Source organism: Ruegeria sp. CG3, from assembly GCF_056537205.1.
On the sequence record NZ_JBQFRC010000003.1, the window covers coordinates 182,357 to 201,977 of the forward strand.

The window sequence follows — 19,621 nt, forward strand, 5'->3', positions numbered from 1 at the left end:
AAGGGCAAGGCAGGACGAAAGTCGAGCCTTGTATCAGGAGTGTGATGACGATCAGCACGATCTCGAAACCGCATGAGCGACTGGCCGAGATTTTGGCCGGTGAAATGGAGGCGGTAAACACTCTGATCCGCACCCGCATGGCCTCGGAACACGCGCCCCGCATCCCCGAAGTCACCGCGCATCTGGTCGAAGCGGGCGGCAAGCGCCTGCGCCCGATGCTGACACTGGCCGCTGCGCGGCTGTTCGGCTATGGCGGCGATCATCACATCCGTTTGGCCGCCACGGTCGAATTCATCCACACCGCCACGCTTTTGCATGACGACGTCGTGGACGAAAGCGCGCAGCGGCGGGGCCGGCCTACTGCCAACCTCCTGTGGGACAACAAGTCCAGCGTGCTGGTCGGCGACTATCTGTTTTCGCGCAGTTTCCAGCTGATGGTGGAAACCGGATCGCTGCGGGTTCTGGACATCCTGGCCAATGCCTCGGCCACCATTGCCGAGGGCGAGGTGCTGCAGATGACCGCTGCCACCGACCTGCGCACCGACGAGAGCGTGTATCTGCAGGTCGTGCGCGGAAAGACCGCGGCGCTGTTCTCCGCGGCGACCGAGGTGGGCGGCGTGATCGCCGGTGCGTCCGAGGAACAGGTCCGGGCGCTGTTCGCCTATGGCGACGCGTTGGGCATCGCCTTCCAGATCGCCGACGACCTGCTGGACTATCAGGGCGACAGCAAGACCACCGGCAAGAACGTGGGCGACGACTTCCGCGAGCGTAAACTGACCCTCCCAGTGATCAAGGCCGTGGCCCAGGCCACACCCGACGAGCGTGCGTTCTGGGAACGCACGATCGAGAAGGGTCGGCAACAGGATGGAGACCTGGACCTGGCCCTGAACCTCATGCGCAAATACGGCACCCTGGAGGAGACACGGAAGGACGCTCTGGCCTGGGCTGCCAAGGCCAAAACCGCTCTGACCGCGCTGCCCGATCACGAGTTGCGCGACCTGCTCGGTGATCTGGCCGATTACGTCGTATCCCGCCTCAGCTGAGTACGCTGGCGCAACACCACCAGTCCGGCTGGGAAACACCAATCTCGTAGGCTGCAAAATGTGCGGCCTTCATGGACGGGTACAGCGCAAAGCAGGTCGAACCCGACCCCGACATGCGCACCAGCAGAACGTCCCGCGTTTCACCCAGCGCCTGCAACACGTCTGAAATCTGGGGCGCCAAACCTATTGCCGCTTCCTGCAAATCATTGCGTTGCCCGGCCAGCCAGTCAGCGCAGGCCTCGGGCGTTTCGAATGCCGGTATCTGATCGGGCATCCCCGGATTGTCGCGTGAAGCCAGCGCATTGAACACCGGCCCCGTCGGAACAGGCACACCCGGATTGACCAGCAGCGCGGGCAAAGCCGGCAATGCAACCGGGGCAACATGGTCACCAATGCCCCGCATCCGTGCGGCTCTGCCCAGTACACAAACAGGAACATCCGCGCCCAGGGCCAAAGCCGTTTCCAGCGGAACTTCCGCGTCTTCCCCTGCGATGGCCCGCAAAGTCGCTGCCGCATCCGATGAGCCGCCGCCGATTCCCCCGCCATGCGGCAGGAGCTTGTCCAACTGGATTTGCCCGCTCCATCCCATCGCCCTAGCGGCCCGCCAGACGAGGTTGCGGTCGTCGGTCGGCACCCCGGCGGCATGGGGACCGATCACGGTCAGGCGAATCTCGGGCCCGGGTGACAGGATCAACGTGTCTCCCACATCGGCAAAGGCGACCAGCGAATCCAGCAGATGGTATCCGTCGGCCCGCCGTCCGGTCACATGCAGGGAAAGGTTGATCTTCGCGGGTGCAAAGGCCTCAATCGCCATTGGCGACCTTGAGGGGGGCCGCGCCTTCCTCGGCCAGCACCGCGTCCAGCCCGACCTCGAGTTTGCGACGGATCCGGTCGGGGTCGGCCTCGCCATCGGTATCTTCGGGATCGATGAAGGACAACGCGCGCCGCCATTGGAAATCGGCCTCACGGGTGCGCCCGACGGCCCAGTAGACGTCGCCCAAGTGGTCGTTGACCACCGGGTCCACGGCCATCAGTTCAACGGCGCGCTCCATATGTTCGACCGCCTCGTCGTACCGGCCCAAGCGAAACAGAACCCAGCCCAAGCTGTCGACGATATAGCCGCTGTCAGGCTGGATCGCGACGGCGCGCTCGATCATGTCCAGCGCCTCTTCCAGTTTTTCCTGCCGCTCGACCAGCGAGTAACCGAGATAGTTCAAAACCTGCGGCTGATCCGGATTCAACTCCAGGGCACGCCTGAAATCCGCCTCGGCCTTGTCCCAGGCCTTGAGCCGTTCGTGGCAGATGCCGCGGGCGTAGTGCAGGAACCAGTTGCCACCCGAACCGGTTTCGGTCAGTTCGATGGCTCGGTCATACGAGGTGACAGCTGCGGCGTAGTTTTCCTGACGCCGCTGCAGGTCGGCCAAGGCGACGTGGACACTGGGCAGGTTGGGCTGCCGGGCCGCCAGATTTTCCAGCACTTCGATCGCCGCATCCGGTTTCCCCGACTGAGCGAGGATTTCGGCACGCCCCAGCTCGGCTGCGTGGAAATCGCTGCTACCCGTGGGAACCTTTCGATAGGCTTCGGCGGCCAGGTCGTACTGGCTCAACTGCTCAAGCAGTTCCGCGCTCAGCAGGATCGCATCGATGTGATCGGGCCGGAGGTAAGTCGCGATCCGCGCGTATAGCAGCACATAGTCATGTGCAGCCTCGGTGTTCAACGCCGCCCCGACCGAGAAAAAGACCTCGGCCACGCCATCGGTGGCCGACCCAACATGGGTGAATGGCAAAGTGCCACCGGCGCTGAGCGTGTCCACGTAGGACTCGATCGACGGATCGCTGCCCGCCGCAAACACGTTTTCCAGGAATTGCAGGGCTTCATCGTTGCGGTTGAGCTGCGACAAGACTTCGACCCGCGCCAGCGCTGCACGTCGCGAGAATCGCGCAACGATACTGTCGTCGGCCGCAAAGATCGCCTCGGCCCCCTCGAAATCGCCAACCGACGCCAGCGCCAACGCCTTGTGATACAGCGCGAATTCCCGCAGACCGTCCTGTTGGGCGACCTCATCGAACTGCGCCATCGCCTTGGTCATTTCGCCCTTGCCCAGATGCGCCCAGGCCGTCATCAGCCCATCGACCAGCGGGCCAACGCCCTGGTTTTCCGGATCACGGGCCAGCAATTCGTCGAACTTTCCGTCAGATACCAGTTTGGCGGAAACAACCATACGTGCGGCCTGGTTGGGCTGCTCGTTCGCCTCCATGTCCTCGGCGATCCGCAATGCACGTTCCACATCGCCAAGCGCCACGCGCGCCAGCAGCACGCTTTCCTTGAGCTTGGTGTTGCCCGGGTCGAAGATCAGGGCCTTGGAGTAGTACTCCTCGGCAGCCTTGTAGTCGCTTTCATAGATGGCTTGGCGTCCAGCCAGATAGGATCCCGCGCCGGAATCAGCGTGAACCGGAACGACAGCTGCTGTCGCAAGAAACACGGCCAGCGCCGTGCGACGAACCAGTGAAACCACCTAATACCTGCCTTGTCTGCCTACGATTGCAGGATAAGCTAGGGCCTTGGCCCGCCAGAGGCAATGGCCGAGCGTTCACGGCCCCGCCATTGCCCGGGTTTTTGCCTACATGTTGGGGTAGTTCGGTCCGTCCCCACCCTGCGGCGTGGTCCACGTGATGTTCTGGCTGGGATCCTTGATGTCACAGGTCTTGCAGTGGACGCAGTTCTGGAAGTTGATCACGAATCGAGGCTCGGCCTCGTCCTTCACCACTTCGTACACGCCCGCCGGGCAATACCGCTGCGCCGGTTCATCAAACTTGGGCAGGTTGACCTTCACCGGAATCTCGGGGTCGGTCAGCTTCAGGTGACAGGGCTGGCTTTCTTCATGGTTGGTGAACGAGAACGCCACGTTGGTCAGACGATCGAAAGACAGCGTGCCATCGGGCTTCGGATAGTCGATGGGGGTGTGCTTGTCTGCATCCTCGGTCGCCTCGGCGTCGTTCTTGCCATGGCCCAGCGTCCCCAGCAGCGAGAAGCCCAGCGTGTTGGTCCACATGTCCATACCGCCCAGCACCAGCGAAGCGGTCAGGCCGTATTTCGACCACAGCGGCTTGACGTTGCGAACCTTCTTGAGGTCGCGGCCGATCGCACCGTTGCGCACCTCGTCTTCATAGGCGGACAGTTCGTCGCCCGACCGGTCGGCCTTGATGGCCTCGAACGCGGCCTCGGCCGCGGCCTTGCCCGACAGCATCGCGTTGTGATTACCCTTGATGCGCGGCACGTTGACCATGCCCGCCGAGCAGCCCAGCAGCGCGACACCCGGGGCGACCAGCTTCGGCATCGACTGGTACCCGCCCTCGGTGATCGCGCGGGCGCCATAGGCCACGCGCTTGCCGCCCTTCAGCAGGTCGGCCACCACCGGGTGGTGCTTGAACCGCTGGAATTCCATGTAGGGGAACAGGTGCGGGTTCTTGTAGTTCAGGTGCACCACGAAGCCCACATAGACCTGGTTGTTTTCCAGGTGATAGATGAACGACCCGCCCCCGGCATTGCCGCCCAGCGGCCAGCCCATCGTGTGGGTGACGCTGCCTTCCTTGTGCTTGGCGGGGTCGATCTCCCAGATTTCCTTCATACCGATGCCGTATTTCTGCGGCTCTTTCCCGCCTGACAGATCGTATTTCGCGATCACTTCCTTGGACAGCGACCCGCGCACCCCTTCCGACAGGAAGACGTATTTGCCGTGCAGTTCCATACCCGGCTCGGTGTTGGGGCCATAGGATCCGTCGGGCTCCAGCCCGAAGACACCGGCCACGACACCCTTGACCTCGCCATTGTCACCATAGACCAGCTCCGAGCAAGCCATGCCGGGGAAGATCTCGACGCCCAGTTCCTCGGCCTGTTCGGCCATCCAGCGGCAGACATTGCCCATCGAGACGATGTAGTTGCCGTGGTTGTTCATCAGCGGCGGCATCGGCCAGTTCGGGATGCGCAACTTGCCGGCCTCTCCCAGCATATAGAAATTGTCTTCGCGCACGGGCACGTTCAGCGGCGCGCCCTTTTCCTTCCAGTCGGGGATCAGCGCATCCAAGCCGCACGGGTCCAGCACCGCGCCAGACAGGATATGCGCGCCCACTTCCGAGCCCTTCTCCAGCACGACCACGTTCAGGTCGGCGTCCAGCTGTTTCAGACGAATGGCCGCCGACAGGCCCGCCGGGCCTGCGCCCACGATCACCACGTCGTATTCCATCGCTTCGCGTTCAATTTCGGCCATCGTGGGCTCCTCCGCTAACTATCCGAATTGGCGCCTGGGGCGCGGGCTCGGCGAAATTTTGTTTCCCGGCTGATTACCTGCTGGAAAAGACCTTGGTCAATCAAAACACGGCGTAACATTGCTGCAATGCGGCAGATCAGCCCTCGGGCGCGTCACCCATCAGGTACCTGGGGCCGCTACCATGCGCCTTGGCCCGGTCGTCTGGGTTGTAGAGCGCGCATTTCGGCAAGCTCAGACAGCCGCAGCCTATGCAGCCGTCCAGATTGTCGCGCAGGCGCAGCAGAGTGTCGATTCGCTGGTCCAGATGCGCGCGCAGGCTAAGGCTGATCTTTTTCCAATCCGCCGGCGTGGGCGTGCGGTTGTCGGGCAGCCCGGCCAGAACCTCGCGGATTTCGGGCAGGGTCAGGCCGAACTGCTGAGCGATCATCACGAAACTCAGCCGACGGATGTCGGCGCGCTGATACCGCCGCTGACCGCCCGGATTGCGCCAGGGGGAAATCAACCCCTGCGCCTCGTAATAGCGGATGGCGGACACCGCCAACCCCGTGCGGCGCGCCAGCGCGCCGATGGAAAGGCCTTCGGATGCGGGCATGATCTCCTCCCGAAAAAAATCTCTTGAGCTAAAGTTAGGTTTAGGAATTACGGTGAGTCGAAACAAGCCTGAACATGAAAAGGAGACCCCATGATGGCGACGCTGGAACACACGAACTTCACCGTCCGCAACCCGCAGGCAACTGCCGCCTGGATGCAGGACGTATTCGGATGGAAAACCCGCTGGGAAGGCCCGGCCATCGCGGGCGGCTATACCGTGCATGTGGGCAGCGCGCATACCTATCTGGCGCTTTACGCCCCGGCCGACCCGAAACCGTCGGGCGAAAGCAGCTATGACATCGTCGGCGGACTGAACCATGTGGGCGTGCTGGTCGAGGACATCGACGCGGCCGAGGCCAAGGTCCGCGTCGCGGGCTTCGAGCCGCACAACCACGCCGACTATGAGCCCGGCCGCCGGTTCTATTTCGACGATGACAACGGAATCGAATTCGAGGTCGTTCAATATGATTGAGATGCTCTGGTTCGGCGCCGAGGCGCATCGCTGGAAACGCGGTGATCTGCTGGGGCATCGGCACAATCGGAAACCCCCACCGCCCCGACGGCGTTAAGTTGCGGATTGCAGGGGTCAAACCCCTTGGCCTCTTGCATTTCACGCCATATTTGGGTCAGGTAATTGCCAACCCATCTTTCGCCCCGACGCTGGTCTCATGCGGCGGGGCGACTCAATTTGTGCGTGGAAAAAAGAAGATATGGAAAAGATCCCCATGACGCCCGCGGGCTTTGCCGCGCTCGAGGCAGAGCTCAAGCAACTCAAGTCCGTTGAACGCCCCGCCATCATCGAGGCCATCGCCTCGGCGCGCGAACTGGGCGACCTGAAGGAAAACGCCGAATACCACTCGGCCCGCGAAAAGCAGGGCTTCATCGAAGGCCGCATCAAGGAACTGGAAGGCGTTCTGTCGCTGGCCGAGGTGATCGACCCGACCAAACTGTCGGGTGCGATCAAGTTCGGCGCCAAGGTCACCCTGGTGGACGAGGACACCGACGAGGAAAAGACCTGGCAGATCGTGGGCGAGCATGAGGCCAATATCGAAAAGGGCCTGCTGAACATCAAATCGCCCATCGCCCGCGCCCTGATCGGCAAGGAAGAAGGCGACAGTGTCGAGGTGCGCACCCCCGGCGGCGTGCGCTCGTACGAAGTGCTGAGCATCCACTACGCCTGATCGGAGCGCGTCATGTCGGGCCAAGACCCTGATCCGGACAGCAAACGCCCCACCTGGCTGGGCATCTATGACCGTCCGGGCCGACCCAGTGTCAGCGGGATCGAGATTGCGGCCGCGGCCCTCAGCCTGATCTGGCTGGTGGTGGCCGTAGCCTTTCTTGTGCTGCCCGAGCAGACGCAGGCCGGCAGTTTCATCGTGATGCTGCTGGCGGTGTTCATGCCGGTGGCGATGATCTGGGTCGCGGCGCTGGCCATGCGCGCCAGCCGCATCATGCGCGAAGAAAGCGCCCGGCTGCAGACCGCGATCGACGCGATCCGGCAGGCCTATGTATCGCAGCAACAGCGCTCGGCCAGCACCTACGAACCCGCGGTGGCCCGGAAACTGGATGAAATCGCCGCGGCCGCCCGGCACACCCAAAGCACGCTGGCCACGTTCTCCAGCAAACGGCGGGATCTTGCGCCGCTGGCAAGACCTGCGGCACCCTCGGGTCAGACCTCATTGGAACTGGGCACTCCGGCCGAAGAGATCACGACTCCTCTGCCCACCGACATTTTCATCCGCGCGCTGAACTTTCCCGAAACCGCCGAGGATACCGAAGGCTTCAACGCCCTGCGCCGCGCGATGAAGGACCGCAAGACCGCGCAACTGGTGCAGGCCGCCGAGGACGTGCTGACTCTGCTCAGCCAGGAAGGCATCTACATGGACGACCTGCGTCCGGACATGGCCCGCCCCGAGGTCTGGCGCCAGTTCGCCAAGGGCGAACGCGGGCGTGCGGTCGCCGCGTTGGGCGGTATCCGCGACCGGTCGTGCCTGGCGCTGACCTCGGCGCGGTTGAAACAGGACCCGATCTTTCGCGATGCGGTGCACCATTTCCTGCGCCGCTTCGACACCATGATCGCCGAGTTCGAACCTCAGGCCAGCGACGCCGACCTGACCGCTTTAGGCGACACGCGCACGGCGCGCGCCTTCATGCTGCTGGGCCGAGTGGCCGGAACGTTCGACTAGCCACCGTTGGGCACGACCCACCGCATTTTCGTGGCCGAACTGAATCCGAAAAGATGCTTGAACGGGCCGGTACGGTCCTGCCCGATCGCCTGAAACCCTTCGCGCTCGTACAGGGTCCGCGCGCGCGAGTTGGTGTCGATCACGTCCAGTTGCACCTCGTGCATGCCCAACCTCCGGGCCTCGTCCTTGATCGCCCGCAGCAGCAGGGTCCCGGCACCTTGCCCGCGCGCCTCGGTCGCCACGCATATGCCATCCATCTGGAACACGCCCGGCTTCAGGTCGCGCTCCAGAACGCTCAGGACAAGGCCCCGCCACAGGGCGCCGAACCAGCCATAGACCCAGGCCAGATCCGCCAGCCCGCCCTGCGTCAGCCCGCCGTCGCGGGTCTTGTACCCGGCCAGCCCCAGCATCCGCCCATCCGCATCCCGCGCCACCAGGGCGAAATCGGGGTTCAGCACCCGTTCAAAAAAGGCCAACCCGCGCGCGTCCGGACCCATCACGCGCGACAGTTTGCCCGAGAACGCCTGCCAGAACAGCGCGGCCGCCCGGGCCCGCTCATCAGGGGAAAACCCGCACGAGACCGAAACCGTCACAGGCCGAAACTGCCATAGGGTATGAAACGCACAGGGTCTCCGGGCTGGATGTCTTGCGCGCCGTCCGGCAGCTCGACCAGCCCTTCGGCCCAGCTGAGCCCGCTGATGCGACCCGACCCTTCCGAATGAAACACCTCGACCCGGCCTTCGCGGACCCGGGCGCGCAGATATTCACGGCGGCCCGGTTTCTTGCGCTTGGCGAACCCGGCGGGCAGGTCAAAGCCCTGCGGCTGCCGCCAGCCCTCGCCCGCCATCAGGCCCAGCGCGGGCCGGGCAAAGATCAGGGTGCAGACCATCGCCGCCACCGGATTGCCCGGCAGGCCGAACACCGGCGTGCCCTGCCACAGGCCCAGCGCCAGCGGGCGGCCCGGCTTCAGCGCGATGCGCCATTCTTGCAAGGCCCCCGCCGCGCGCAGCAGGGCCGAGACATGATCCTCGTCCCCCGCCGAAGCGCCGCCGCTGGTCAGGATCGCGCCGGTCTGTTGCGCGGCCTGGTCCAAGCGGTCCCGCAGCGCGGCCCGGTCGTCGCCCACGCGGCCCAGATCGACCGGCACAAAACCCATCCGTTGCAGCATCGCCAACAGCATCGGGCGGTTCGCATCATAGATCTGGCCCGGCCCCGCGGCCTGACCCGGATCACGCAATTCATCGCCGGTGGACAGAACCCCCACGCGCAAGGGCGTGCGGACCGGGATCTCGGCCACGCCCACCGCCGACAGCAGCGCCAGATCGGCGGGCGTCAGGCGTCGCCCGGCAGGCAGAGCCAAGGCCCCGGCCTGCACGTCTTCGCCGGCCTTGCGCGTGTTGGCACCGGCCTTCAAAGGCCCGTTGAAGGCGATGTGACCGTCCTGCACGGTCACGTCCTCTTCCAGAATGACGGTGTCCACCCCCTCGGGCAGCGGCGCGCCGGTCAGAACGCGCAGCGCCTGCCCCTCCGGCACGGCCCCCGCAAACGGCACGCCCGCCGCCGCGCGTCCCTCGGCCAGCGGCAGAACATGCGGGCCCTCGGGCCGACCACCGGCAAAACCGTACCCGTCCACTGCCGTGTTGGGCAGCGGCGGATTCGACCGTTGCGCGATCACGTCCTGCGCCAGAACGCGCCCGCAGGCTTGACCAACGGGCAGGGTCTCGACGCCGGCAACCGGGTGCAACCGGTCGCGCAGCAGGGCCAGCGCGTCATCGACCGGGGTCCATTCGACCCCCGGCGGCAGGGCGAAACAGTCGTTTTTCAGCGGTGGAGGCGCAATCTTCGGCATGGTCCGGTCCTCGGGCATGGTCAGGGGCTGGGCCGCGGCCCCAAGCCGACCTCGGCCAAGATGAAATCGGCAATGGCAGGCGTGTCGTTCAGATCAAAAACCGGACGGTCCAGATCCAGCGGCGTGTCGCTGGCCACCGCGCGGATCGTCGGATCGTCGGCGGCAATCAGCGGGTTTCCGGGCTGGGCGCGAAAAGCCTCGACCTTGGGGTGGCGCGCGCGCTTGTACCCCTCGACCAAAACCAGATCGACCGGGGACAGGCGCGCCAGAAGGTCATCCAACGGCGGCTCGGGCGCGCCGCGCAGCTCTTGCATCACGGCGATTCGGCGACTGGAGGCCAGCAGAACCTCGGACGCCCCGGCGGTTCGGTGGCGGTAGCTGTCCGTGCCCGGCTGGTCCACGTCAACCGCGTGGTGAGCGTGTTTGACGGTCGAGACACAGAACCCGCGCCCGGTGATCTCGGCCACAAGCCGCTCGACCAGCCCGGTCTTGCCCGCGTTCTTCCAGCCGGTGACACCGTAGATCCTCATGCCCGCTCCAACAGGTGCTGCGCCCGGATCAGATCTTCGGGCGTGTTGACGTTGAAGAACGGATCGAACGGGGCGGCCGGAAACAGCGCCTCGCGCCCGTCATGGCGGTCGGTCCACAGGACCACCTTGCGCAGCCCGTTGTTCAGCGCCGCCCGCAGATCGTCGCGCAGCGCCACGGGCCAAAGGCCAAAGGTCGGGTGCCGGTTGACCCGCCCGCCGGATTTCAGAGCCTCGCCCTCGCCGCGTGGCGTGGTGGCCAGAACCAGCGGATGCGCCTGCCCCTGCGCCGCCCGCGTCAGCCGGTCGACCAGATCGCGCGGGAAGAAAGGCGTGTCGGCGGCAGCGGTGACGATGCAATCGGCGCCCTGCCCCGCCGCCCAATCCAACCCGGCCAGAACGCCCGCCAACGGCCCGGCGTAACCCGCGATGCTGTCCGGCAGGACCGGCAGGCCAAGATCGGCAAAGCGCGCCGGATCGCCATTGGCGTTCAGCGCCAGCCCGGCCACCTGCGGCGCCAGCCGGTCGATCACATGCCCCAACAGGCTTTGCCCGCCCAGTTGCAGCAACCCCTTGTCACCGCCGCCCATCCGCGTGGCCAAACCTCCGGCCAGTATGACGCCGAGGGGGCGTGATGTTTCACCTCCCATCGGCGCTTTTCCTTCGATGCTTCTTGTCCTCGACCGGTACGGAGGCCGGGTCCACGTCGCGCAGCAGCCGGTCCTCGCCCGACAGGCAGACGAAACGTTGGCCGCGCATCCGGCCGATCAGGGTCAGGCCGACCTCGCGCGCGATTTCGACGCCCCAGGCGGTAAAGCCGGACCGCGAAGCCAGAACCGGGATGCCCATCATCGCCGTCTTGATCACCATTTCCGAGGTCAGCCGACCGGTGGTGTACAGGATCTTGTCGCCGGCCGTCTCGCCCTCGGACAGCATCCAGCCGGCGATCTTGTCCACCGCGTTGTGGCGGCCCACGTCCTCCATATAGACCAGCGGGCGGTTTTCGCGGCACAGAACCGTACCGTGGATCGCCCCAGCCTGCAGGTACAGAGACGGCGTGCGGTTGATCTTGGCCGCCAGATCATACAGCCACGAGGTGCGCACCTGAACCTGCGGCAGGCGCACGCCCTCCAGCCCCTCCATCATGTCGCCGAACACCGTGCCCACCGCGCAGCCGCTGGTGCGGGTCTTTTTCTTCAGCTTGTCCTCGTACGAGGTTTCGCGGGTCGTGCGCACCACGACGGTTTCCAGATCGTCATCGTAATCGACCCGCGTGATCTCGTCATCGGGGCGCAACATGCCCTGGTTGCGCAAAAAGCCCAGCGCCAGATATTCCGGGTAATCGCCGATAGTCATGGCCGTCACGATCTCTTGCGAATTGAGGAAGATCGTCAGCGGGCGCTCCTCGACAACCGAGATGCGGCTGACCTCGCCGTTCTGGTCCACCCCCTCGACCACGCGGGTCAACCGCGCCGCGCCGGGATCGGGGGCGATGATGTATTCCGACAGATCGGTTTCGGTGGCCAATTGCAACCCTCTCGCTGACCCGCTACTGCTGCGCAGACCACCATAGGATCTAGCCATGGCAATCTCCACATCCAAGTCATACTATTGGCAGGGTTTTCGCGACGGGACCCCGTTCATCTTCGTGGCGGTGCCCTTCGGCACCCTGTTCGGCGTCTTCGCGACCGAGGCGGGCCTGAGCATTCTGCAGACCATGGTGTTCACCGCAGCCGTATTTGCAGGCGCCGCGCAGTTTGCATCGCTGCAGCTGCTGCAGGACGGCACACCCACGGCCATCATTCTAGTTTCGGCACTGGCCGTGAACCTGCGGATGGCCATGTATTCAGCGTCTTTGACGCCTTATCTGGGCGCGGCGCCCCTGTGGCAACGGGCCTTTGCCGCCTATCTTACGGTCGACCAATCCTATGCCTGCTCGATCGTCCAGTTCGAAAAGGAACCGGACATGTCGGTTCCGCAGCGCATGACCTATTTCATGGGGTCGGTTTCGCCTCTGGTGCCCATGTGGGTACTGGCCACCTTTATTGGGGCTTACCTGGGAACGCAGATCCCGGATAGCTGGGCACTGGATTTCGCGCTGCCGATCACCTTTCTGGCCATGATCGGCCCGATGATGCGCACTCCGGCCCATGTGGTCGCGGCTCTGGTCGCTATCGTCGTGTCGCTGCTATGCGTGGCAATCCCCTACAATCTTGGCCTGCTGATCGCGGGCTGCGCGGGCATGATGGCCGGTGCGCAGGCCGAAGTGATGCTGGAACGCAGAAAGGTAGCGTCATGACCACCCCCGATCAGACAACGGTCTGGACGATCATCGTCGGGCTGGCGATCGGCAGCTATGCCCTGCGCTTCGTGTTCATCGGCTTTGTCGGAGACCGTCCGTTGCCGCCATGGTTGCTGCGGCATCTACGCTATACGGCGGTGGCCATCCTGCCGGCCCTGATTGCCCCTCTGGTCATGTGGCCCACAGCCACCGAGGGCCAGCCGGACCTGCCGCGCATGGCCTCGGCCGTGGTTGCCCTGAGCGTCGGGTTGATCACCAAGAACGTGCTGGCCGCCATCTTTGCCGGGGCCGGCACGCTGTATGGTCTGCTGTACCTAGTTGGCTGAAGCCGCTTCCAGCTGGTTGAGCGCGGCGTTGTTGGCAGCCAGACCCGCCTGCAGATCGGCGCTGTCGTTTTCACGGTATTCGGTCGTGACGACCCCCGGAATCTGCCCGAACTGATCGGACAACTTGACCGGGTAGAAGGTGGTCTGGATCTGCTCGAACCCGGGAACCTGCTGCAGCAGCCGAGCAGTCGAGTTGGCGCAGTAGGCGCCCGCAACCGGTCCGGACTGCTTGGCCAGCTGATAGGCGATCTCGGCCTGTTGGGGTGTCACCTGGATGGTCTGGATTCGCGCATAATGCGTCTCACGCGCGTGCGAGCTGCGATAGGCACGCTCGACCGCGGGGGTGATGCCATACAGCACGTCATCCTTGATTGGCACCACGTCGGCGCGGAACGACCCGGCAGGGTCGAAAATTACCCGCTCGCTGGCGCTGATCATCAGCGAGGTATGCGCGCCAGACCCCGTACGCGTGTTGATCATCGTGTACAGGGTCAGCGTTGAAGGACCCGGGTCACGGTAGGATCGTGCAACGATCTCGGACTGGTCGGCCTGAGGGCGCTGCGACGTGGCACAGCCTGCGACGGTTACTGCCAGCAGGCAGGCAATCAAGATGCGAAACATGACCCGTCAGTCCGGCTTATGCCCCGAAGATCGCAAGAAACAGGGCAATAAAGCAGATCACCACGACGCTGTAGGTGGTGAATTTGATGAACCCGTTGAAGGTTTTGGTCTGGACGGTGATGTCCATCTCGCCGTGCTTGTGTTCAGCCATTTCGAAAGATTCCCAATTCGCGTGTTTGCCGATTTGGATAAATCATATTTTCCGGCCTGTCACGACGTCAATCGCGCGCAGGTGCCCGAGTTCAGTCGCCCGCAGCCTCATCGGTGGCAAAAACCGAGCAGCCGGGATACCCGAAGCCCCACCGCCACGGCAGGCCGGTGCAGGGACCACCTCCGAATCGGACGGCCATGAACATCGCCTCGGCGGTGATTGACATGGCCGACTTCACCTGCTCGGGCGTCATGTCGTATTGAGTGGCATAGTCCTGCGCATGCACGGCTCCGAATTCCTTGACGCAGGCGCGCAGGGCGCGGTCAGCCTCCAACCGGGCGTCGAAACTGGCGTCGGCGGACGTGGCGCCCCCGGCGGTGTGATACGCGCGATCATGAGTCACGCAGCAGGATTCCCACGGCGGGTGGCTTTCGTAAACGGCGCGAAATCTGGGAAAGGTCTCTGCCACCAGCCGCCAGCTGGACGACATACCGCCCGAGCAGCCATCGGTTTCAAACGCGCTCAATGGTTGCCTAACCGATTGCGCGATCAAAGCCCGATGCGCGGGCATCTCGACGCCGCGCATCAGATCCTGCGCCGAAGCCGACCCGGCAAGGCAGGCGAGCAAAAGACCGAAGCTAGGGGCTTTCATCGCGCATCGCCTCGGTATCGACCGACAGGCCGAAGGTCGTGGCCAGCCACAGCAGCAAGCGCTCGCCCGGTTCCATTTCGGCGCGGACACGCAGCACTTCACGCGCCATGGCGGGGCGGTCGGTGATCAGACCGTCGACACCCATCGAGGCCATCGACGACATCTGCAGCGGGTCATTCACCGTCCAGACATAGATATCCTTGCCTGCATCATGGACCGAGCGGATCAGCCCGGGCGTGACCATCCCGGCGTTCACCGCGACGAAATCGCCCTCCAGCCCGGTCAGATCGCCCACCGCCGTCGCGGCCAGAACGCCGGCGCGCCAGTCCGGGCGCAACGCTTTCATCTTCTGCACCGCCGGGTATTTGAGCGACATCGTGGCGATGTCCTGCTCCATCCCGAATTCTTCGACGATGGCGGCCACGCGGTTTTCCAGATCCACGTCATGGCCATAGTATTTCAGTTCGATGATGACCTTGGATTTACCCTTCGCGGCCTTCAGAACCTCGCGCAAGGTCGGAGTGCGCTGATCGGCATATTCGGGGTCGAACCAGCTGCCGATATCAATCTGCCCCACATCCTCCATCGTGGCGTCCCAGACTTTCAGGTTGACCCCGCCCAGCTTCATGAAGTCGCTGTCATGGGCCACGATCACCTCGCCGTCGGCGCTTTCTTGTACGTCGATCTCGACCCAGTCGGCCCCGTCTTTAATGGCCTTCAGCACCGCAGCCATCGTGTTTTCCGGCCGCAGCGCCGCCGCGCCCCGGTGGCCGATTACGTCGGCATGATCGGGTGCCGAAATCTGGTCCAGCACGTCCTGGCTGAACCAGATACCGGCCAGCAGGGCCACGATTGCCGCGGCAACGGTCACCAGAACCCGGGCGCGCAGGTTTCCAGCTTCGGGGTGAGACAGCTCTGCCGCGCGAGTTTCAAAAAACCCATCCAGCAGAACCGCCAGCGCGCCCAGCGCCACCGCCGCCAGCACCAATCCGGCCAGAGACCACAGCCCGGCCACCAGCAGGCTGAGCGTCAGGGCAAACCGCAGGTTCGTGCCCTGTTCGAGAGGTACAAGGTGGAACAAAAGGCTGGCCACGGCGGCAATCAGCGCAGCAATCACCAGACGTATGGCCAGCCACAGTGCCAGTTCGATCTTCAACCGGCCGCGTTTGCCCTCCATTCGCCGGGCGCTTTCGGCGAAGGCGTCCGAGGGCGCAATCCCCTCGAACAGCACCAGATGCAGGGCGAGCGCCCAGGCCGACAGGCGGCGGATCAGCACCCAGGCCAACGCCAGCACCACGAGCCCGATCAGCGCGACGGCCACCTGGAACGCGGGCGGATGAAAGGTCAGGTAGTAGTTGATGTCGTACTCGGTCAGCGTCCACCACGCGATCAGGCCTGCGACCGCCACGAAGGGCACCGCCAGAACAAGCACCCGCAGGATGAAGCGCACCGCGAAGGAAAACAGCGTCGGCAGGCGCGACAGGATCAACCGCAGCGCCGACCCGCCGGCCCGCCACGGGTCGCTTTCGCCCATCCTGAGCGATCCGGCCATGACCGAAAAGACGAACACCTCGGCCAACAAGAACAGGCCCAGAATGACCACCGCCGCCACGAAACCAACCGGCGACAGGATGAACATGGCGATGTCCTGATCGGTCAGCGCGGTTTGGTCGGACAGCATCACCGCTAGGTTCACGGTGAAGGCTACCCCGGGTGCGATCAGCGCGATCAGCAGCAGACGCACCGCCATATAGATGGGAACAAAGGTTCGCCGTCGGGCCCAGGCCCCGCGATAGGCATCTGTTACGGTTGAGAAATGTGACACGCCGGCCCCCTTTGAATGCTGAATTCATTCAAGGCCGCGCAGATGTGAATTGCAAGCGTGACGCTCAGCTTTCCTCAAGCTTGGCGGCCAGGCGGAAGCCGATCCGGTTGGCGGGCTTGTCCTCGACCGTTTTGGGCAGGGCGCGCAGCATGACGTTCAGCTGGCTGACATGCTGCACCAGCTGGGTGCGTGCGCCCGAACCGTCCGAGCCGTAGAAGGTGATCACGTCGGGGTCGAAATACCCCATCCCCTCGATCCGCATCACCCCGGCGTCACCGCCGGTAAAGCCCATGGCGACCTCGTGATCGGCATCGAGCGTTTTTTCAAAGTTCTGGATGTACAGGATCAGCCGCTCATACGCCCATTGGGCGGGGCTTTTGCTGTCGACCGGCTGGCGCAGGGGTTCAGGCAGATCCTTGGTGCCCGACGTGCTATCCGGGTCGGCATGCACCTCATAGCACCGGGGCAAAGCCGCCGCTTCGGCGGCCTCGGCCGAGGTTTCGATCTTGTCCTGCATCGTCTCAACCTTTGCGCTGATACACCCATGCGCCGTCCTCACGACGCGCCCGGGTCACGGCTCCAGTGTGATAAAGATGGTTCAGATGCGCAACTGCCTCGACCAGCGCAAGCCCGTATTCGCCGTCGCGGATGGGGCGTTTGAACAGGGTCACGAAACAATCCGACGCCGCCTTGGGCGCGTCCAGATCGTCCAGCAGGCGTGCAAGAGCGCCGTGGTGGTTCTCGATCAGTTGCTTCATGCGGATCGGCAGGCCGACGAAGGGCAGTTTGTGCCCCGGCAGCACCACCTGATCGGGCCGTGCCAGCTGTTGCAGGCGCTCGCAGGCCTCCAGCCAGTCGGACACCGGGTCGGCCATCGGCTCGGTGGCATAAACACCCAGGTTCGGGCTGATCGAACTGAGGATCTGGTCGCCCGAGATCACCAGGTTGTCGTCGCGGCTCCAGAACGTGGCGTGTTCGGGGGCATGGCCATTGCCCATATGCACGTCCCAGTCCCGCCCGCCCATGCGGATCACGTCGCCCTGCTTGATGCGGACAAAGCCCAGAGGCATCGGATAGACCGTGTCGGCAAAATTGAAGGGCCGCTCGGACATGCGCTTGGCAAGGAGCCCGGGGGCCATGCCGGCGCTGCGGTAGAATTCCAGCGTCTCTTCCGGCCAGCTCTCCTGCACGTCCAGCGTCAGCATTCGCGCAAACAGCCAGGCGGTGCGGCTCGAGACCAGATCGGCGCCGTGCTCCGACTGGAACCACCCGGCATTTCCGACGTGATCCGGGTGGTGATGCGTGACCACCACGCGGGTCACCGGTTTGCCCGCAAGCGGCCCGGCCATCAGGTCGGACCACAGACCGCGCGTCTTTTTCGATGAAATCCCGGTGTCGATCACCGTCCAGCCATCGCCGTCTTCCAGCGCGTAGACGTTGACGTGGTCCAACGCCATCGGCAGCGGCAGGCGCATCCACAGCACGCCCTCGGCGATCTCGGTGGCTTGTCCGGGCGCGGGCGGCTCGGGCCAGGGATGGCGAAACGCCGGAGGCCGCGCGCCGTCCATCACGCGACCAGTTCGTCAGCGCTGAGCGCGAACAGGTCTCCGGCTCCGATCTGCGCCTGATCCAGCAGGCCCGCGTATTCCGGCAGGCGCGCGGTGATGTAGTACCGCGCCAGCTTGGCGCGCGGACCATCCGGATCGGCCAAAGCGGCGATCAGGTGGTAATGCGCACCCAGCACGCGGGCAAAGGCGTTCAGATAAGCCACGGCCCCGGCAAAGCGGTTGTTCATGTCCTCTTGCACCACCAGCCACTCGGTCGCCTCGCGCAGGGATTCGGTCGCCTCCCATACCGGGCCGGCCAGCTCGGGCACGGTGGCGCGGGCGCGCTCGGCATGATCTTCGATCTCGTCCAGCAGGCGGGCGGCGGCTTCGCCCCCGTCCATCATCTTGCGGCCAACAAGGTCCATGGCCTGAATGCCGTTGGTCCCCTCGTAGATCGCGGTCACGCGAACATCGCGGTAATACTGCGCGGCGCCGGTTTCCTCGACATACCCCATGCCGCCATGCACCTGCAGGCCGGTCTCGGACACGCGCATGCCGGTCTGGGTGCCGAAAGCCTTACAGATCGGGGTCAGCAGGGCCGCCCGCGCGGCCCAGTCGGCATTGCCGGTGGCCTTGGCCATGTCGATTGCCGCGGCATTGGCCAGCATGATCGCACGGGCGGCGAACAGGTCGGCCCGCATGTCCATCAGCATCCGGCGCACATCGGCATGATCGATGATCGTGCCCGAGGGCGTCTTGCCCTGCTTGCGCTCCAGAGCATAGGCCAGCGCGTGCTGATAGGCGCCCTCGGCCGCACCCACGCCCTGCCCGCCGACGCCGAGCCGCGCGTTGTTCATCATGGTGAACATGGCGGCCATGCCCTTGTGTTCCTGGCCAACCAGCCAGCCCTTGGCGCCGTCATATTGCATCACGCAGGTGGGCGAGCCATGCAGGCCCATCTTGTGTTCCAGCGACACCACCTTCAGGTCATTGGCCACGCCCGGATTGCCGTTTTCATCGGGGATGTACTTGGGCACCAGGAACAGGGAAATCCCCTTGGTCCCCGGCGCGCCATCGGGCAGACGGGCCAGAACCAGGTGGCAGACATTCTCGCAGAAGTCATTGTCGCCCCACGAGATGTAGATCTTCTGGCCGGTGATCGCATAGGTACCATCGCCGTTGGGTTCGGCCTTGGACGTCAGCGCGCCAACGTCCGACCCGGCCTGCGGTTCGGTCAGGTTCATCGTGCCCGACCATTCGCCCGACATCAGCTTGGGCAGGTACAGCGCCTTGAGCTCTTCGCTGGAGTGGTGTTCCAGCGCCTCGATCTGACCCTGGCTCATCAACGGTGCCAGCTGCAGCGACAGGCAGGCGGCGCTCATCATCTCGTTCACGGCGGTGGTCACGGTCATGGGCAGGCCCATGCCGCCGTATTCCGGGTCGCCGCTCATGCCGATCCAGCCGCCCTCGGCGATCGCCTTCCAGCCGTCGGCATAGCCGGGGGAGGTTCGCAGAACCCCGTTTTCCAGTCGCGCCGGCTCAAGATCGCCTGGGCGCTGCAGGGGGGCCATCACCTCTTCGCACATCTTGCCGGCCTCGGACAGAATGGCGCTGACCACGTCCGGGGTGGCCTCGGCGAATTTCTTGGTCGCGGCGACGTCCTTGAACCCCACCACCTTGTCCATCAGGAACTCGTAATCAGTGACAGGAGCGCGATATGGCATGGTTTCCCC

At 64.5% G+C, this 19,621-nt stretch carries 22 protein-coding genes; 6 read left to right on the plus strand and 16 right to left on the minus strand.

What is annotated here, in order from left to right:
- Positions 1-44 precede the first annotated feature (44 nt).
- A complete protein-coding gene (locus tag ACR0NB_RS14235) occupies positions 45-1,043 on the plus strand; it encodes a polyprenyl synthetase family protein (RefSeq protein ID WP_480632387.1) in 999 nt (332 codons plus the stop codon).
- Here ACR0NB_RS14235 and ACR0NB_RS14240 read toward each other — a convergent pair.
- The 4 genes from ACR0NB_RS14240 to soxR form a co-directional block, all read right to left on the minus strand.
- Entirely contained in the window at positions 1,036-1,857 is an 822-nt protein-coding gene (locus tag ACR0NB_RS14240) for a 4-(cytidine 5'-diphospho)-2-C-methyl-D-erythritol kinase (protein ID WP_480632386.1), read from the minus strand. The genes ACR0NB_RS14235 and ACR0NB_RS14240 overlap by 8 nt on opposite strands.
- Positions 1,847-3,559: a tetratricopeptide repeat protein gene (locus ACR0NB_RS14245; protein WP_480776027.1), complete on the minus strand. Its 1,713-nt coding sequence runs from the start codon at positions 3,557-3,559 to the stop codon at positions 1,847-1,849. The genes ACR0NB_RS14240 and ACR0NB_RS14245 overlap by 11 nt, the downstream gene beginning before the upstream one ends.
- 105 nt (positions 3,560-3,664) lie before the next feature.
- Entirely contained in the window at positions 3,665-5,311 is a 1,647-nt protein-coding gene (locus ACR0NB_RS14250) for an electron transfer flavoprotein-ubiquinone oxidoreductase (RefSeq protein ID WP_480776028.1), read from the minus strand.
- A gap of 136 nt (positions 5,312-5,447) precedes the next feature.
- The gene (soxR, locus tag ACR0NB_RS14255) at positions 5,448-5,903 is read right to left on the minus strand and encodes a redox-sensitive transcriptional activator SoxR (RefSeq protein WP_093963521.1); all 456 of its coding nucleotides are present in this window, start codon (positions 5,901-5,903) and stop codon (positions 5,448-5,450) included.
- 90 nt (positions 5,904-5,993) lie between these two features.
- Here soxR and ACR0NB_RS14260 point away from each other — a divergent pair, with 90 nt between their 5' ends.
- The 3 genes from ACR0NB_RS14260 to ACR0NB_RS14270 all read left to right on the plus strand — a co-directional run bounded on the left by ACR0NB_RS14260 (position 5,994) and on the right by ACR0NB_RS14270 (position 8,088).
- Positions 5,994-6,374: a VOC family protein gene (locus ACR0NB_RS14260; RefSeq protein ID WP_480776029.1), complete on the plus strand. Its 381-nt coding sequence runs from the start codon at positions 5,994-5,996 to the stop codon at positions 6,372-6,374.
- A gap of 238 nt (positions 6,375-6,612) precedes the next feature.
- A complete protein-coding gene (greA, locus tag ACR0NB_RS14265; protein WP_005978981.1) occupies positions 6,613-7,083 on the plus strand; it encodes a transcription elongation factor GreA in 471 nt (156 codons plus the stop codon).
- A 12-nt stretch (positions 7,084-7,095) separates the two neighbouring features.
- Positions 7,096-8,088, plus strand: coding sequence for a hypothetical protein (locus ACR0NB_RS14270; RefSeq protein ID WP_170367603.1), 993 nt, complete (start codon positions 7,096-7,098; stop codon positions 8,086-8,088).
- On the opposite strand, the gene ACR0NB_RS14275 is transcribed toward ACR0NB_RS14270, so the two are convergent.
- Genes ACR0NB_RS14275 through ACR0NB_RS14295 form a run of 5 tightly spaced genes read right to left on the minus strand, consistent with a single transcriptional unit; the run spans position 8,085 to position 12,048 of the window.
- The gene (locus tag ACR0NB_RS14275; RefSeq protein WP_480776030.1) at positions 8,085-8,681 is read right to left on the minus strand and encodes a GNAT family N-acetyltransferase; all 597 of its coding nucleotides are present in this window, start codon (positions 8,679-8,681) and stop codon (positions 8,085-8,087) included. The genes ACR0NB_RS14270 and ACR0NB_RS14275 overlap by 4 nt on opposite strands.
- Positions 8,678-9,937: a molybdopterin-binding protein gene (locus ACR0NB_RS14280; RefSeq protein ID WP_480776031.1), complete on the minus strand. Its 1,260-nt coding sequence runs from the start codon at positions 9,935-9,937 to the stop codon at positions 8,678-8,680. Before ACR0NB_RS14280 ends, ACR0NB_RS14275 begins: the two co-directional genes overlap by 4 nt.
- A gap of 20 nt (positions 9,938-9,957) precedes the next feature.
- On the minus strand, positions 9,958-10,467 hold the full coding sequence (gene mobB, locus ACR0NB_RS14285) for a molybdopterin-guanine dinucleotide biosynthesis protein B (protein WP_480776032.1): 510 nt from the start codon (positions 10,465-10,467) through the stop codon (positions 9,958-9,960).
- Entirely contained in the window at positions 10,464-11,114 is a 651-nt protein-coding gene (gene mobA / locus ACR0NB_RS14290; RefSeq protein ID WP_480697154.1) for a molybdenum cofactor guanylyltransferase MobA, read from the minus strand. The genes mobB and mobA overlap by 4 nt, the downstream gene beginning before the upstream one ends.
- The gene (locus tag ACR0NB_RS14295; protein ID WP_480776033.1) at positions 11,104-12,048 is read right to left on the minus strand and encodes a formate dehydrogenase accessory sulfurtransferase FdhD; all 945 of its coding nucleotides are present in this window, start codon (positions 12,046-12,048) and stop codon (positions 11,104-11,106) included. Before ACR0NB_RS14295 ends, mobA begins: the two co-directional genes overlap by 11 nt.
- Here ACR0NB_RS14295 and ACR0NB_RS14300 point away from each other — a divergent pair.
- Together ACR0NB_RS14300 and ACR0NB_RS14305 are read left to right on the plus strand one after the other, a co-directional pair.
- Positions 12,047-12,763 (plus strand): AzlC family ABC transporter permease, encoded by a 717-nt coding sequence (locus ACR0NB_RS14300; protein WP_480776034.1) that lies wholly within the window; start codon positions 12,047-12,049, stop codon positions 12,761-12,763. The two genes, ACR0NB_RS14295 and ACR0NB_RS14300, sit on opposite strands and share 2 nt — an antisense overlap.
- Positions 12,760-13,092: an AzlD domain-containing protein gene (locus ACR0NB_RS14305; RefSeq protein ID WP_170342269.1), complete on the plus strand. Its 333-nt coding sequence runs from the start codon at positions 12,760-12,762 to the stop codon at positions 13,090-13,092. Before ACR0NB_RS14300 ends, ACR0NB_RS14305 begins: the two co-directional genes overlap by 4 nt.
- Here ACR0NB_RS14305 and ACR0NB_RS14310 read toward each other — a convergent pair.
- The 7 genes from ACR0NB_RS14310 to ACR0NB_RS14340 form a co-directional block, all read right to left on the minus strand.
- Positions 13,081-13,713 (minus strand): hypothetical protein, encoded by a 633-nt coding sequence (locus ACR0NB_RS14310; RefSeq protein ID WP_480776035.1) that lies wholly within the window; start codon positions 13,711-13,713, stop codon positions 13,081-13,083. The genes ACR0NB_RS14305 and ACR0NB_RS14310 overlap by 12 nt on opposite strands.
- A gap of 16 nt (positions 13,714-13,729) precedes the next feature.
- Complete coding sequence (locus ACR0NB_RS14315) at positions 13,730-13,864, minus strand: aa3-type cytochrome c oxidase subunit IV (protein WP_093963530.1); 135 nt, start codon at positions 13,862-13,864, stop codon at positions 13,730-13,732.
- 91 nt (positions 13,865-13,955) lie between these two features.
- The gene (locus ACR0NB_RS14320) at positions 13,956-14,516 is read right to left on the minus strand and encodes a hypothetical protein (protein ID WP_170391806.1); all 561 of its coding nucleotides are present in this window, start codon (positions 14,514-14,516) and stop codon (positions 13,956-13,958) included.
- Complete coding sequence (locus tag ACR0NB_RS14325) at positions 14,503-16,341, minus strand: glycerophosphodiester phosphodiesterase family protein (protein ID WP_480776036.1); 1,839 nt, start codon at positions 16,339-16,341, stop codon at positions 14,503-14,505. Before ACR0NB_RS14325 ends, ACR0NB_RS14320 begins: the two co-directional genes overlap by 14 nt.
- Before the next feature lie 64 nt (positions 16,342-16,405).
- Positions 16,406-16,858: a DUF6173 family protein gene (locus ACR0NB_RS14330; RefSeq protein WP_170448545.1), complete on the minus strand. Its 453-nt coding sequence runs from the start codon at positions 16,856-16,858 to the stop codon at positions 16,406-16,408.
- Between the two features lie 4 nt (positions 16,859-16,862).
- Entirely contained in the window at positions 16,863-17,909 is a 1,047-nt protein-coding gene (locus ACR0NB_RS14335) for an MBL fold metallo-hydrolase (RefSeq protein WP_480776037.1), read from the minus strand.
- Positions 17,909-19,612 carry an acyl-CoA dehydrogenase gene (locus ACR0NB_RS14340; protein ID WP_480776162.1) on the minus strand — a complete coding sequence of 568 codons (1,704 nt, stop codon included), beginning with the start codon at positions 19,610-19,612 and terminating at the stop codon, positions 17,909-17,911. The genes ACR0NB_RS14335 and ACR0NB_RS14340 overlap by 1 nt, the downstream gene beginning before the upstream one ends.
- Positions 19,613-19,621 lie beyond the last annotated feature (9 nt).

What these genes read in the sequence shown, in the direction of transcription:
- ACR0NB_RS14295 (WP_480776033.1), bottom strand. Translation starts at nt 12,048, where the DNA reads ATGGCTAGATCCTATGGTGGTCTGCGCAGCAGTAGCGGGTCAGCGAGA.
- ACR0NB_RS14260 (WP_480776029.1), top strand. Translation starts at nt 5,994, where the DNA reads ATGATGGCGACGCTGGAACACACGAACTTCACCGTCCGCAACCCGCAG.
- ACR0NB_RS14300 (WP_480776034.1), top strand. Translation starts at nt 12,047, where the DNA reads ATGGCAATCTCCACATCCAAGTCATACTATTGGCAGGGTTTTCGCGAC.
- ACR0NB_RS14235 (WP_480632387.1), top strand. Translation starts at nt 45, where the DNA reads ATGACGATCAGCACGATCTCGAAACCGCATGAGCGACTGGCCGAGATT.
- ACR0NB_RS14335 (WP_480776037.1), bottom strand. Translation starts at nt 17,909, where the DNA reads ATGGACGGCGCGCGGCCTCCGGCGTTTCGCCATCCCTGGCCCGAGCCG.
- soxR (WP_093963521.1), bottom strand. Translation starts at nt 5,903, where the DNA reads ATGCCCGCATCCGAAGGCCTTTCCATCGGCGCGCTGGCGCGCCGCACG.
- ACR0NB_RS14330 (WP_170448545.1), bottom strand. Translation starts at nt 16,858, where the DNA reads ATGCAGGACAAGATCGAAACCTCGGCCGAGGCCGCCGAAGCGGCGGCT.
- ACR0NB_RS14270 (WP_170367603.1), top strand. Translation starts at nt 7,096, where the DNA reads ATGTCGGGCCAAGACCCTGATCCGGACAGCAAACGCCCCACCTGGCTG.
- ACR0NB_RS14310 (WP_480776035.1), bottom strand. Translation starts at nt 13,713, where the DNA reads ATGTTTCGCATCTTGATTGCCTGCCTGCTGGCAGTAACCGTCGCAGGC.
- ACR0NB_RS14305 (WP_170342269.1), top strand. Translation starts at nt 12,760, where the DNA reads ATGACCACCCCCGATCAGACAACGGTCTGGACGATCATCGTCGGGCTG.
- ACR0NB_RS14280 (WP_480776031.1), bottom strand. Translation starts at nt 9,937, where the DNA reads ATGCCGAAGATTGCGCCTCCACCGCTGAAAAACGACTGTTTCGCCCTG.
- ACR0NB_RS14240 (WP_480632386.1), bottom strand. Translation starts at nt 1,857, where the DNA reads ATGGCGATTGAGGCCTTTGCACCCGCGAAGATCAACCTTTCCCTGCAT.
- mobB (WP_480776032.1), bottom strand. Translation starts at nt 10,467, where the DNA reads ATGAGGATCTACGGTGTCACCGGCTGGAAGAACGCGGGCAAGACCGGG.
- ACR0NB_RS14320 (WP_170391806.1), bottom strand. Translation starts at nt 14,516, where the DNA reads ATGAAAGCCCCTAGCTTCGGTCTTTTGCTCGCCTGCCTTGCCGGGTCG.
- ACR0NB_RS14340 (WP_480776162.1), bottom strand. Translation starts at nt 19,612, where the DNA reads ATGCCATATCGCGCTCCTGTCACTGATTACGAGTTCCTGATGGACAAG.
- mobA (WP_480697154.1), bottom strand. Translation starts at nt 11,114, where the DNA reads ATGGGAGGTGAAACATCACGCCCCCTCGGCGTCATACTGGCCGGAGGT.
- greA (WP_005978981.1), top strand. Translation starts at nt 6,613, where the DNA reads ATGGAAAAGATCCCCATGACGCCCGCGGGCTTTGCCGCGCTCGAGGCA.
- ACR0NB_RS14315 (WP_093963530.1), bottom strand. Translation starts at nt 13,864, where the DNA reads ATGGCTGAACACAAGCACGGCGAGATGGACATCACCGTCCAGACCAAA.
- ACR0NB_RS14250 (WP_480776028.1), bottom strand. Translation starts at nt 5,311, where the DNA reads ATGGCCGAAATTGAACGCGAAGCGATGGAATACGACGTGGTGATCGTG.